We start from the raw sequence: 14,960 nt of genomic DNA, 5'->3' as shown, positions 1-14,960 counted from the left end.
TCGCGACCCAGCGGGGATAAATCCCCTCGCCACAAAGTCAATCCCTGCGCTTTAGGAACCCCAGCAACGCCTCCGTCACAAACGCCGGGTTCTCCAGGTTGGAAATATGCCCCGCCTCGGGAATCAGCAGATGCTCGCAGCCGATCAATTCAGCCATCTCCAGCGCCTCGGACGGTGGCCGTGGCTTGTCCTGGTCACCACACATCACCAGCGTGCGCTCGGCATTCAACGCGGGCAGTTGCCCCAGGATGTCGTCCCGACCAAAGATGATCCGCCCCAGCGGCACGATGCTGTCGCGCAGACGATCGGCCGGCAACGCCGCCAGGGTGGCGCGGAACTGCTGGTAAAGCGCTGATTGCGGGTCGATGCCGGGCCGGAAGAAAATCGGCACGACGATGTCCAGCAACGGCTCCGGGATGCTACCGCTGGCCTCGATTTTGTCGAACAGCGAAAAGTAGTACAGACGGGTCGGCTCCGGCTCGACGCCCACATAGGTGTCCATCAATACCAGCGATTGCACGCGTCCAGGCGCCGCCAGCGCCAGGCGTGCGCCCCACATGCCGCCCACCGACAGCCCCACCAGGCTGAAGCAGTCGATGCCCAACTGATCGAGCAACGCCAATGCCTGGCGAGCCAGATCGTTCAGCGAGGACGTATTCTCGGGCAAACGTCCGGACTGACCGTGGCCCCACAGTTCCGGGACGATGACCCGATAGTGCTTCGACAAGGCGTCAATCTGCGGCGTCCACATGCTGTGGTCCCACAAGTAGCTGCTGCCAAGCAGCACCACCGGGCCCTGGCCCTGGTCGAGGTAATGGAGCGGTTGTCCGTCGATCGTTGCAAAGGGCATGAGTGAATTCCTTGATTGAGTCCGGAAAAACCTTCGGGAGACTGAGCCGCGACGAGCGGGTCGTCAACTTTGAGTTTTGCACTGTTTATGCAGAAGCCATCGCGAGCAAGCTCGCTCCCACAGGGGATTTGTGTCGTCCACAAACCCTGTGGGAGCGAGCTTGCTCGCGATGGCGTGTTCATAGACGCCGCAAAACTACATTCCTTCCAGTTCCGCCATCAAATCATTCAGTCGATCGACTTTCTCCCCAGTGATTTCACTGGCCTCCATCCCTGCAATGTACTCGGCCAGTTCCTGCACCGTGCTGCACTCGAACATGGCCCTGAGCGGCACGTTGCGCTGCAAGGCTTTTTGCACGCGCGAGGCGATCTGTGTGGCCAGCAATGAGTGTCCGCCCAGCTCGAAGAAGTTGTCGCGTACGCCCACCCGTTCGACCTTCAGCACCTCGGCCCAGATGTCCGCCAGGGTCTGTTCCAGCTCGTTGGCCGGGGCCTGGTAATCCTGGCTTTGCAACTGGCCTATCTCCAGGGCCGGCAAGGCCTTGCGATCGAGCTTGCCGTTGGCGTTCAGGGGCAAGCGGTCGAGCCACAGCCAGTGCAGCGGCACCATGTATTCCGGCAACTCGCTGCGCAGGCGCTGCTTGATGCGATCCAGGCGCTCGGTCGGGTTCAGCGTCGCGTCGGCGGCGACCAGATAACCCACCAGATGCCTGCCGTTGGCGCCTTCCTGCACGCCCACTGCCGCATCGCGGACTTCGGGCTGTTCATGCAGCCGCGCTTCGATTTCCCCCAGTTCGATGCGGTAGCCGCGAATCTTCACCTGGTGGTCGATGCGCCCGACATATTCCAGCACCCCATCGCTGCGGCGGCGCGCCAGGTCGCCGGTGCGGTACAGCCGGTCGCCCGGCGCCCCGAACGGATCGGGCACGAACACCGGCGCAGTGCGCAGCGGATCGCCGACATAACCGCGTCCGACGCCGGTGCCGGCGACGCACAACTCGCCCACCGCGCCCAACGGCACCAGTTCCAGCGCACCGTCGAGCAAGTAGAGGCGGTTATTGTCGGTCGGCATGCCGATGGGCAGGTAGCTGCCGCGCGTCGAAGCCAGGTCGACCCGGAAGAACGCCACGTCATCGGAACATTCGGCCGGACCGTAGGCATTCACCAGGCCGATGTCCGGATAACGCAACAACCATTGATGGGCCAGTTCCGGCGGCATTGCCTCGCCGGTCGGAAGCATCCAGCGCAGGCCATCCAAGCCGATGCGTTCCTCGGCGAGCATGCCCTGGATCAACGATGGCACGCTCTCCAGCACGCTGATGCCCTGGCGTTTTACGTGCTCCAGCAGCCCTTGCGGGTCGTGGGCGATGGCATTGGGCACGATGTCCACCCGAGCACCGAACAACGGTGCGGCAAGGAACTGCCAAACGGAAATGTCGAAGCTCTGCGACGCCGTCTGGGCAATCACATCCGTCTCGTCCAGCGCCAGGTATGGCACCTTGCTGAGCTGATTATTGAGCATGCCCCGCTGTTGCACCATGACGCCTTTGGGCAAGCCGGTGGAACCGGAGGTGTAGATCACGTAGGCCAGGTTGTCCGGCCCGCTGTAGAGGCGCGGATTGTCCCGCGACACAGCGCTGGCCTGAACGGTTTCCCAGACCAGCAGCCTTGGCCGGCCGGCGCAGGCGAACTCTTCCAGCAAGGCCAGCGCCTGTTCATGACAGGCCTGGGTGCAGACCAGCAACGGCGTGCGGCTCAGTTCGATGATACGGCTCAGGCGCTGGCTCGGCAGGCCCGGATCAAGCGGCAGGTAACCGCCGCCGGCCTTGAAGCTGCCGATGATCATGCCCAACAGGTCGAGATCGCGTTCAGCCAGCAGCGCCACCGGCTGATCGAGCCCGACGCCAGCGGCGACCAACGCGTGGCCGAGGCGATTGCTGCGCTCGTTCAGCTCGGTGTACGTGCAGCGGTCCTCCAGGCAACTCGCGGCGATGCGTCGTGGATGGGCCGCCACCTGGGCCTCGAACAGCTCGACGTAACTGCGCTCCAGCGGATAGGCGCGCTCGCTCTGATTGCAGCCTTGGATCAGGAAGTCCTGTTCCGCGCTGCCAATCAGCGGCAGCTCGGCCACGTCACCGTGGAAACCTTCCATCAAGGCCAGCAGCAATCGCTTGAACTCGCCCAGCAGCCCCTGGACGGTGGACTCATCGAAATAGCGCTGGTCGTAAGACAGGTGCAGCCCCAGGTCATCGCCCGGATAACAGACCGCCGTCAGCGGGAAGTTGGTGTGGGTGCGGCCCGAGTCCGAGGTGGCGTTGAGACTCTGGGCACGATCCAGCACCGAGACTTCCACCGGTGCGTTCTCGAACACGAAGAGGCTGTCGAACAGCGGCTGGCCCTTGGGCAGTTCGCTGACTTCCTGGATGCTCACCAGCGGCAGGTATTCGTATTCGCGCAATTGCATGTTGCTGTCCAGCAAGCCGTTGAGCCACTGACGCACGCTGCAACGCTGGTCATCGCCCGGGATCTGCACCCGCAGAGCGACGCTGTTGATGAACAAGCCCACGGTGCGTTGCATCTGCGGCAACTCCACCGGGCGCCCGGCCACGGTGACGCCGAAGAGTACGTCCCGATCGCCGCTGACCCGGCGCAATACCAGGGCCCACGCGGCCTGGGCGAACGTGTTCACGGTCAGTTGATGGGCCTGGGCCAGTTCTCGCAGCCGTGCGCCGTCCCGAGCGTCGAGCCGGGTGTAGCAGTCACCGACGACCATGCCGCCACTGTCACCGGCGTGTTCGCGCAGGAACGGGCGATCGGCGGGGATCGGCGTGGTCCGCTCGAAGCCCTGCAGGTTCTGCTTCCACCATTGCCGCGCCTCGGCCAGCCCCTGGCGTTGCAACCAGCCGATGTAGTCGCGATAACGCGGCGGCACCGCCAGCCGGGGCTCGCGATGTTCACCGAGGGCGGTGTATATCTCGAAGAAATCATCCATCAGCAGCGAACGGCACCATGCATCGATCAGGATGTGGTGGTTGCTCATCATGAACCAGTAGCGCGCCGCGCCGACCCGGATCAATCGCAGGTGAAACGGTGCCTCGTTGAGCAGATCGAAACCGGCCTCGCGCTCGCGCTTGAGCAGCGCCTGGAGCTTGGGCTCCTGATCGTTCTCAGGCACGTGCAGCCAGTCGAGGTATTCCACCGGCGTGCGCCCGGGCTTGTGGATGATCTGCAGCATGTCTTCGCCGACGTTCCAGCAGAACGAAGCGCGCAAGGCTTCGTGGCGGGCAATCACCGCCTGCCAGGCCTGGGCGAAACGCTGCGGGTCCAGCTCGCTGTTGATGCGGTAGCGGTCCTGCATGTAGTACAGGCCCGTGCCCGGTTCGAGCAGGGTGTGCAGCAACATGCCTTCCTGCATCGGCGTCAGCGGGTAGACATCCTCGATCTGCCCGGCCGGCACCGGCAGGTTGTCCAACTGCGCCTGGGTCAGTTTTGCCAGCGGGAAATCCGACGGCGTCAGGCCGCCCGCCTCGTCCGCCAGGCAATGTTCGATCAGCCGCTGCAACTCGCCGAGATAGGCCTCGGCCAACGCGACGATGCTTTCACGGTCATGCCGCTCGGCGCTGAAGGTCCAGCGCAACAGCAGTTCGCCGCCGCTGACCTGGCCGTCGACACTCAACTCGTTCGGCAGTGGCGCATCAGGGTCGTGAATGGCGCCAAGTGGCGCATCCAGCGGTTGGAACAACGCGTCCTGGCCGAGCGTATGGTCAAGCTGACCGAGGTAATTAAAAGTGATCGGCGCTTGCGGCAAACCGGCCATCGCCTGGCGTGTGCCGGCGTCCGCCAGATAACGCAGCACGCCGTAGCCGAGGCCCTTGTGGGGCACCGCGCGCAGTTGCTCCTTGATGGCTTTGATCGACGCGCCGACATCATCGGCCGCCGGGCTCAGGCGCAGCGGATAGACACTGGTGAACCAGCCCACGGTGCGCGTCAGGTCGACGTCATCAAACAGCGCCTCGCGGCCATGGCCCTCGAGCTGGATCAGCGCCGATTGCTGATTGCCTTGGCGGCACAGCACGCGGGCAAGCGCCGTGAGCAGCAGGTCGTTGACCTGGGTGCGATAGGCGCTCGGTGCCTGCTGCAACAGTTGCCGGGTGCGCTCGGCGTCCAGGCGCACGCTGACGCTTGCGGCGTGTCGCTCCTGCCGCCCGCCGTCAGGGTTCGCGCAAGGCAGCGTAACGTCCGGCCCGCTCAGTTGGTCGCGCCACCAGTTCAATTCCTCGCGCAGGGATTCGCTGCCGGCGTAGGCCTGCAACCGCGCAGCCCAGTCACGCAACGGGCTGGTCTTGGCCGGTAACCGCAGCGTCTGCCCGCCGGCAGATTGGCGGTAAGCCGTCTGCAGATCGTCCATCAACACCCGCCATGAAACCCCGTCCACCACCAGGTGATGGACGGCGATCAGCAGGCGCTGCCGACCGTCCGGCAAGTCCGCCAGCACGGCGCGCAGCAACGGTCCGCTCGCCAGCTGGAAGCCAAGCTGCGCCTGGGCAAACAGCGCTTCGCAGGCTTGCGCGGATTCCACCGAAAGATGCTGCAGCAACGTCCCATCGAACAAGGGCTGGTGCTCGGCGCGCCAATGCCCGGTGGTATTGGCGAAGCCAAGGCGCAAGGCATCATGCTGCTGGAAAACAGCCTGCAACGCCTGCTCCAGGAGCTGTGGTTCGAGACGCGTGGTCGGCTCCAGCAGCAACGCCTGGTTCCAGTGATGACGGTTGGGTATCTCGCTGGCGAAGAACCAGTGCTGGATCGGCGTAAGCCCCGACTCACCGCTCAACAGTCCCTGCTCGACACTCACCTGCTCGCTGCGGGTGGCGATGGCGGCCAGGGCCTGCACGGTCTGGTGCTGGAACAGATCTCGCGGCGTGAAATGAATGCCCTGCTGCCGGGCACGGCTGACGACCTGGATCGACAGGATCGAATCGCCGCCCAGCTCGAAGAAGTTGTCGTTGAGGCCAACCTGTCTGACGTTCAGCACGTCGCACCAGATCGCTGCCAGCGCTTGCTCCAGGGCATTGCTCGGCGCCACGTACTGCTGGCGATTGAGCTCCGGATCGGGCATCGGCAAGGCGCGGCGATCGAGTTTACCGTTGGCGGTCAGCGGCATGCTCGCCAGCAGGATCAGGTGAGTCGGCACCATGTACTCCGGCAGTTGCGTCTTGAGGTGCTGCTTCAGCACGTCGCGCAGGGCTGCTTGCGCCGTGGCGTCCTGCTCGGCGATGTCGCTGGCAAGATAAGCGGCCAACTGCTTGCCGCCCGGCATGTCGAGGGCCAGTACCACCGCTTCGCGCACGGCATCGTGCTCCAGCAGGCGGTTTTCGATTTCCCCCAATTCGATGCGGAAACCGCGAATCTTCACTTGATGATCGATTCGTCCCAGGTACTCCACTTGGCCGTCGGCACGCTGGCACACCAGGTCGCCGGTGCGGTACAGCCGACCGCCATCGGCGGCAAACGGATCGGCGACGAAGCGCTCGGCGGTCATGCCCGGACGCTGGTGATAACCCTGGGCCAGGCCGGCGCCACCGACATACAACTCACCCGTCGCGCCTGGCGGCACCAACGCCAGGTCTGCGTCGAGAATGTAGGCCCGTCGGGCGCCGATCACGCTGCCGATCGGTACGCTGCCCGCGCCCTCCTCCAGTTGTTCCGGCGCCAGGCTCGCCAGCGGCATCACCACCGTCTCGGTCGGACCATAGGCGTTGAAAAACAGGCTCGGGCTGAACGCGGCGCGGATGCGTTGCAGGTGTTCGCCGGTCAAGGCTTCGCCACCGGTGATACACATGCGTACCGGCAACGTTTGCCCTTGGGTTGCCAGCCATTGCGCCAACTGGCTGCCATAACTCGGCGTAAAGCCGAGAATATTGATGCGGTGCTGACGGATCAGCCCGCAGATTTCCTGAGCATCCCACTGGCCCTGGGCGCGCAGCACCACGTGAGCGCCGCTGAGCAACGGCACCAGCAGGCGCTCGGTGGCCGCGTCAAAATTGATCGAATAGAAATGCAGCTCGCAGTCGTCCGGGCGCATGCCGAAACGGCGAATCACCGCCTGGCAATGCATGGCGATTTCACCGTGGGACACGACCACGCCCTTGGGCTTGCCGGTGGAGCCGGAGGTGTAGATCAGGTACGCCTGGTGCTGCGGCAGATTGATCAGCGACGGCGGCTGGTCCGGATACTGCGCCAACGCCTCGCTGTCGTCCTCCAGGCACCAGCGCTGCACGCCCGGCGGCAATGGGCCGAGGGCCTGGAACAGGGTCCGGTCGCTGAGCAGCAGACCGACACCACTGTCTTCGATCATGTAGTGCAAGCGGTCCAGCGGGTATTCCGGATCCAGCGGCACGTAGGCGCCACCGGCCTTGAGGATCGCCAGCAGGCCGATGACCATTTCCAGCGAGCGCTCCAGCGCCAGGCCCACCCGCACCTGCGGCCCGACGCCCCGCTCGCGCAGCATCCAGGCCAGACGATTGGCGCGGCGTTCGAGTTCGGCATAGCTCAGGGTCTGCCCGGCGAACGTCAGCGCGGCTGCGTCGGGACGCGCCCGGGCCTGTTCTTCGAACAGCACGTGGAGGCATTGATCGAGGCGCTGCTCACCGGGCTCGACACCCAGACTGTCGAGCATTTGCTGCTGCTCGGCGGCCTCCAGTAACGGCAGCTCGCTCAAGCGCCGAGCCGGATCGACCAGCAACGCCTCCAACAGGTTGCGCCAATGCCCGGCCATGCGGGCGATGCGCGGCTCATCGAACAGATCGGTGCTATAGGTCAGGCAGCAACCCAGGCGCTGGTCGAGGTCGGTGACTTCCAGGTTGAGGTCGAACTTGGTGGCGCGGGCGTCGTTGACCAGGTAGTCGACGCTCATGCCGGCCAACGTGCGGCTCTGTTGGAATTCCCAGCGCTGGACGTTGCACATCACCTGGAACAGCGGGTTGTATGCGGCACTACGCGGTGGTTGCAGGGCTTCGACCAGATGATCGAAGGGCAAGTCCTGGTGGGACTGGCCTTCGATCACGGTGTGGCGCACCTGCTCGAACAGTTCGCCCACCGACATTTGCCCGTCGAGCTGGCAACGCAGCACCTGGGTGTTGAGGAACGCGCCGATCAGCCCTTCGCTTTCCGGGCGGATGCGGTTGGCCACTGGCGCGCCGATGCGCAGGTCGGTCTGGCCGCTGTAGCGATAGAGCAGCACGGCCAGGGCGGCGGTCATGGTCATGAACAGGGTCAGGCCACGTTCGGCATTGAAGGCACGGACCCGCGCGGCCAACTCATCGCTGAGGTCGAAACGGAACAGTTCGCCACGATGACTTTGCACCGGCGGACGCGGGCGGTCGGCCGGCAGTTCCAGCAAGGGATGTTCGCGGCCCAGTTGGGCGGTCCAGTAGTCCAGCTGACGCTGGCGCTCGCCGGATTCCAGCCATTGGCGCTGCCAGACGCTGTAGTCGAGGTATTGCACCGGCAACGGCTCCAGCGGCGACTCGCGATCATCGACGAAGGCTTCATACAGCGCGCTCAGCTCACGGGCGAAAATGTCCATCGCCCAGCCTTCGGTGACGATATGGTGCAAGGTCAGCACAAAGTAATGCTCATGCTCGGCGGTCTTGACCAGGCAGGCCCGCAGCAGCGGCCCGGTTTCCAGGTCGAAGGGTTCGTGGGCCTCGCTGTCGGCCAGTTGCCGGACCCGTTGCTGGCGCATGTCGGCGTCGAGCATCGAGAAATCCTTCCAGCCCATGCGCAGCCCCGTCTCGCCGTGCACCTGTTGGCGAGGCACGCCATCGATGCTCGGGAACGTTGTGCGCAGGGTTTCGTGGCGCAGGATCAGGGCCTGCAACGCCGCTTCAAAGCGCCCGACATCCAGCACCCCGCGCAACCGCGCCATGCCGCCGACGTTGTAGGCCGGGCTGTCCGGCTCCATTTGCCAGAGGAACCACATCCGCTGTTGGGAATAGGACAGCGGCACCGGTTGGCTGCGGTCGACTTTCTCGATCGGCGGCTGACGGTTGGTCTGGCCGCTTACCTGAATCAACCGCACCTGCTCAGCGAAGGCGCCCAGCTCACTGGCCTCGAACAACGCACGCAGCGGTAGCTCGACATCGCAGGCCTGGCGGGTGCGGGAAATGATCTGGGTCGCCAGCAACGAATGGCCGCCCAAGGCGAAAAAGTCGTCGCGCAAGCCAACGCGCTCCAGACCCAGCACGTCGCGCCAGATGCCGGCGACCCGCTGTTCAAGGGCGCTGACCGGCTCGACGTGCTCACGCACTTGCCACTGCGGCTCGGGCAAGGCGCGACGGTCGAGCTTGCCGCTCGGGCTCAGGGGCATGACGTCCAGGCGCAGCAATTGCGCGGGCACCATGTAATCGGGCAATTCGGCGACGAGGGCCTTTTTCAGGCGAGCAGCCTGGACGGTTTCATCTTCATCGACATCGACCGCGGTGTAGTAGCCGATCAATTGCGCACCGGCCGCCGTGTCACGCACCAGCACCGCCGCTTGGGCGACGCCCTGCTGGGCGAGCAGTCGCGCTTCGATTTCCTGCGGCTCGACCCGGAAACCACGCAGCTTGACCTGCTGGTCGAGGCGGCCGAGGTATTCGATGACGCCGTCGGCGTCCCAACGCGCCCGGTCGCCGGTGCGGTACAGGCGCGCCCCGGCCGAACCCAGCGGGTCGGCGACAAACCGCTCGGCCGTCAGCCCCGGCCGTCCCAGGTAACCCCGGGCCAGGCCGAGGCCACCGATGCACAACTCACCCGGCACACCGACCGGCACTGGATTGAGCTCACTGTCAAGGATGCGGCAGAGCACATTGGCCAGCGGACGACCGATCGGCGAGCGCTCGCCGTCGGCTTCGCTGCAGTGCCAGTGCGTAACGTTGATAGCGGTTTCGGTCGGGCCGTAGCGGTTGTGCAGTTGCGCCGCTGGGAGCTGCGCCAGCACCCGGTTGCGCAACTCGGCCGGCAACGCTTCGCCGCCGGAAAAGATCTGCCGCAAGCTCGTGCAACGGGCGCTCAACGGCTCCTCGAGGAACAGGCTGAGCAGCGGCGGTACAAAATGCAGCGTGGTCACGCCAAACCGCTCGACCAACTGCGCGATGCGGTGCGGGTCGCGGTGCTCGCCGGGGCCGGCCAATACCAGTTGGCAGCCGTTGATCAGCGGCCAGAAGCATTCCCACACCGACACGTCGAAACTGATCGGCGCCTTTTGCATGAGCACGTCGCTTTCATCCAGCCCATAGGCGGCCTGCATCCATTGCAGGCGCTCGGCCAGGGCGGCATGGGTGTTGCCGACGCCCTTCGGCTGACCGGTCGAACCGGAGGTGTAGATCACGTACGCCAGATGCTCGCCATGCAAATGCAGCCCAGGCGGATTGCTCGGCCACTGCTCCAGATGCAGGGCGTCCATGGCGATGACGCTGACGCCTGCGCAGGCCGGCAAGCGGTCCAGCAAGGCGGTTTGGGTCAGCAGCAGATCGACGCCGCTGTCACCTAACATGTAGGCCAGGCGCTCGGCCGGATAATCGACATCCAGCGGCACATAGGCGCCACCGGCCTTGATGATCGCCAACACGCCGATCAGCAACTGCGGCGAGCGCTCGGCGGCAATCGCCACGCAGACGTCCGGGCCGACGCCTTTGTCCCGCAGGTAATGGGCCAGGCGATTGGCCTGGGTGTGCAGCTCGGCATAGTCCAGCGCACCACCGTCCCACTGCAACGCGGTACGTTGCGGGGTGCGGCGGGCCTGTTCGTTGAGCAGTTCCGGCAGCCACTGGCTGGCCGGCTCGCAAGGCGCCGAGCCCCATGGCAGCTGTTGCGCGGATTCAGCGCCGCTCAACAGCTGCACGTCGCCGATCGCCCTGTTGCGGGTTGCTGCAAACCGACCGAAGCAGGCTGCAAAAATGTTCGGCCAAGCGGGCGATAGTCGTCGCCTCGAACAGCTCGTCAGCGTAATCGAACGACAGCGTCAGCCGCCCGTTGCGGTCCTCTTCGCTATGCAACTGCAAGTCGAACTTGGCTTCGCGGCTGTGCCACGGCAACTCATCGGCCAACAACCCCGGCAGGCGCCGCAACGCGCCGAGGTCGCGCTGCTGATGGTTGAACATGACCTGGAACAGACCTTGTTCCCGCGCCTGTGGGTACGCTTCCAACAGTTGTTCGAAAGGCAGGTCCTGATGCGCCTGGGCGCCCAGCGTGGCTTCCCGGGCCTGGGCCAGCAGCGCGGCGAATGGCTGGCGCGAATCGATTTGCGCGCGCAGCACCTGGGTGTTGATGAAGAAGCCGATCAGGCCTTGGGTTTCCCGGCGCGGGCGGTTGGCGTTGGGCACGCCGATGCGGATATCGGACTGGCCGGTGTAGCGTTGCAGCAACGCCTGGAATGCCGCAAGCAAGAACATGAACGGCGTGGCGTCATGGGCCTGGGCCGTCTGGCGCAGGGCGTCACCGAGGTCCTTGTCCAGACGCAGACTGTGGCGCGCAGCGCTGCGCTGATGCAGGGCGCTACGCGAATGATCGGTGCTCAGCGCCAGGGTCGGATGCTCATCGCCCAGTTGCTGTTTCCAATAAGCCAGCTGGCGCTCAGCTTCACCTTGCCCGAGCCATTGGCGCTGCCAACTGCCGTAGTCGGCGTAGTGCAACGGCAACGGCGCCAACTCGGCGACCTGCCCCTGGGACGCTGCGGCGTAGAGGCGTGAGAACTCCTCGATCAGGACGTTCATCGACCAGCCATCGGCGATGATGTGGTGCATCGTCACCAACAGTTGATGGTCGTCCTGATCCAGGCGCAACAAGGTGACCCACAGCAGCGGGCCCTTTTCCAGATCGAACTGCGTGGCGGCTTCGTCTTCGCGGATCTGCCGCGCCCGCGCTTCCCGCTGGTCAGCGGGCACGTCGCAAAGATCGATCACCTGGAGATTGAACTCGCCGGCCGGATCGACTTGCTGCAAGGCCACCCCATCGCGCTCCAGGAACCGCGTGCGCAGGGATTCATGGCGCTCGATCAGTTGCTCGAAGCTCGCGCGCAAGGCGTTTTCGTCCAGCTCGCCGCGCAGGCGGATGGCGCCGGGAATGTTGTAGGCGCGGCTTGCCGGATCCAGCTGCCAGGTCAGCCACAAGCGGTTTTGCGCCAACGATTGCACCAGCGGCTCGTGGCGTGGCAACCGGCTGATGGCGCCCTGGGCCTGGCCGCCGTCCTGCTGCAGGTTACCCACCGCCGCGGCAAAAGCGCCGAGCGTTGGGGCTTCGAAAAGCAGGCGCAGGTTGAGCTCCAGGCCGAGGGTTTCGCTCAGCCGCGCAACGACTTGGGTGGCGGCGATGGAATTGCCGCCCAGCAGGAAGAAATGATCGTCGCCCTGGACCTGGTCGACCTGTAACTGTTCGCACCAGATCTGGCCAATCAGCGTTTGCAGCTTCGATGAAGCGCCCGCCGCATGGGTTTGCTCCACCTCGACCGAGGGAAACAGCGCATAACTGTCGAGGCTGCCGTCAGCCAGTCGTGCCCGGCAGGCCGAACGCTGCAGCTTGCCGCTCGAAGTCTTTGGCAACGCTCCCGGATTGAGCAGCACCACCACGCTCGGGGCTTGCTGGCAAGCATCGGCCACGGCCTGGCGAATCGCTTTGATCAAGGCCTCGGCCGGGAGGATTTTCTGCACACTGCGGCTGATTTCCGCGGCAATCCCGATCCCCTCTTCGCCGCCGTTGTCGACCGCGAATGCAGCGACCCGCCCCTTGCGCACCACCTCGACTTCGCGTTCTACGGCTTGCTCGATGTCCTGTGGATAAAGGTTATGCCCGCGCACGATGAGCAAATCCTTCAGGCGCCCCGTGATGAACAGCTCGCCTTCGCGCACAAAGCCAAGGTCGCCGGTGCGCAGCCAGGTGCGGCCGCCATGCTGCACAAATGTTTTGGCGCTGGCCTCGGGGTTGCGCCAGTAACCATGGGCGATGCTCGGCCCGGCGGCCCAGACTTCGCCGACCTGATTGGCGGCCAGCGGCTGTAGCGTGGCGGGCTCGACGATCAGTACCGCGTGGTCCGGCTGGCTCACGCCGCAACTCATCACTGCGTTGCCCTGCCCCGGCTCAGCGCGGTTTTGCGCCAATGCCGCGTCATCCATTCGCATCGCGGGGATACCTCGGCCACGCGGCGTGCCGGCGACGAACAGGGTGGCTTCGGCCAAGCCATAGGAAGCCATGAAACTGTCCGGCGTGAAGCCGCACGAGGCAAACTTTTCGGCGAAGCGCTCCAGGCTGTCGAGGCGAATCGGTTCGGAGCCGGAATAGGCCACGCGCCAATGGCTCAAGTCGAGGCGCTCCAGGGCCGACTCACTGACCCGCTCGCTGCACAGCCGGTAGGCGAAATCCGGGCCGCCACTGATGGTGCCGCCGTACTCGCTGATCGCTTCCAGCCAACGCAACGGTCGGGCGAGGAAATACGCCGGCGACATCAGCACGCAGGGCACCCCGCTGAAGATCGGTTGCAGCAAACCGCCGATCAGGCCCATGTCGTGATACAGCGGCAGCCAGCTGACAATGACGTCGTCGGGATTCACGTCTATGCCGAAGCCATGCCGGATCAGCGCTTCGTTGGCCACCAGGTTGCCGTGGCTCACCTGCACGCCCTTGGGCAACGCAGTGGAGCCGGAGGTGTATTGCAGGAAGGCGATGTCATCGTCTTGCAGGTTCGGCGCCCGCCATTGACCGGCGTGGGCCGGATCGAGGGTATCGACGCAGAGTACCGGCGGCGCCGATTCGATGGCCTGCAGCGTGTCGCGCACCTCACTGCTGGTCAGCAACAGCCGCGGCTGGGCGTCGGCGATGATCGACAGCAGACGCTCCTGATGGTGGCGGCGGGTGGACTCGGGTGGGTAGGCCGGAACGGCGATCACGCCGGCGTACAGGCAACCGAAAAACGCCGCGACGTAATCCGGGCCGCTGGGGAATAGCAGTACGGCTCGATCACCCAGTTCCGCCTCGGCCTGCAAAGCGGCGGCGATGGTCCGGGCGCGCAAGTCCAGGTCGCGATAACTCAACACGACGCCCTGCTGCGGGGTGTCGGCAAGAAAGCGCAAGGCCACCCGGTCCGGCGTCAACGCGGCGCGGCGCTGGAGGGCATGGGCCAGGGTGCTGGGGAGTTCGAACGCGTCGGTCATGTGGGGTTCCTGCCTGGATTCGGCTTGCAAGTGGTCACCCTTGGGAACGGATTACACCGGCAAATAATTAGTCGCAGGCCTGCCTCCCCCTCGCCCGAATGATCATCGAACGGCGACGCGCCGCGGCAACGGGTCGCACTTTCCAGGCTGGACTTCCGCTTATCAATAATTCTTCTTCTCAATTGACAACGATTATCATTAAGCCTAATTTGGCGCTCGACATGTAGGACGGATCCGATGCACGGGTCGTCCCGCTAACTATTTGCAGTAAGGTGAATTCCATGACGGAACAAGTATCCACAAGCAGGTGCGACTCACCGCTACTCCAGGCCTTCGTCGACAACCGGATGATCCTGGTCAAGATCGCAGCGCGTATCACCGGTTGCCGCTCCCGCGCGGAAGACGTGGTCCAGGATGCGTTTTTCCGGTTGCAATCGGCGCCCCAGATCACCTCGTCCTTCAAGGCTCAACTCAGCTACCTGTTCCAGATCGTGCGCAACCTGGCGATCGACCACTACCGCAAACAGGCGTTGGAACAGAAATATTCGGGGCCGGAAGAAGAAGGGTTGAACGTGGTGATCCAGGGTGCTTCGCCAGAAACGTCGCATATCAACTTTTCCACCCTCGAGCACATTGCCGACGCGCTGACCGAGCTGCCCAGCCGAACCCGTTACGCCTTCGAGATGTACCGCCTGCACGGCGTACCGCAGAAAGACATCGCCAAGGAACTGGGCGTCTCGCCGACACTGGTGAACTTCATGATCCGCGACGCCCTGGTGCATTGCCGCAAGGTGTCAGGGGTGCGTGGGGATACGTTCGCCCGGCGGTGAAATCCGCAATGGGTCTGCTGTCCCCATCGCGAGCAGGCTCGCTCCCACAATTCTTATCATGAATTCTGTGGGAGCGAGCTTGCTCGCGATGGGGCCT

Annotated in this window: 2 protein-coding genes and 1 pseudogene; 1 reads left to right on the top strand and 2 read right to left on the bottom strand. The window is 64.6% G+C overall.

Annotated features, from left to right (window positions below):
- Positions 1–37 precede the first annotated feature (37 nt).
- On the bottom strand, positions 38–850 hold the full coding sequence (locus PSH78_RS08850) for an alpha/beta fold hydrolase (protein WP_305499831.1): 813 nt from the start codon (positions 848–850) through the stop codon (positions 38–40).
- Positions 851–1,045: 195 nt separating this feature from the next.
- Positions 1,046–14,033 (bottom strand): annotated as a pseudogene (locus PSH78_RS08845) (non-ribosomal peptide synthetase).
- Between the two features lie 281 nt (positions 14,034–14,314).
- Here PSH78_RS08845 and PSH78_RS08840 point away from each other — a divergent pair.
- Complete coding sequence (locus tag PSH78_RS08840; protein ID WP_025212663.1) at positions 14,315–14,863, top strand: RNA polymerase factor sigma-70; 549 nt, start codon at positions 14,315–14,317, stop codon at positions 14,861–14,863.
- The last annotated feature ends 97 nt before the right edge of the window (positions 14,864–14,960 follow it).

Origin of the sequence: Pseudomonas sp. FP198 (genome assembly GCF_030687895.1) — a bacterium.
GTDB lineage: Bacteria > Pseudomonadota > Gammaproteobacteria > Pseudomonadales > Pseudomonadaceae > Aquipseudomonas.
Note: the sequence above shows the minus strand (reverse complement) of the source record. Positions and strands in the feature narration are given on the sequence as shown.

Coding starts and splice junctions, on each gene's coding strand:
- PSH78_RS08840 (WP_025212663.1), top strand. CDS start 14,315: ATGACGGAACAAGTATCCACAAGCAGGTGCGACTCACCGCTACTCCAG.
- PSH78_RS08850 (WP_305499831.1), bottom strand. CDS start 850: ATGCCCTTTGCAACGATCGACGGACAACCGCTCCATTACCTCGACCAG.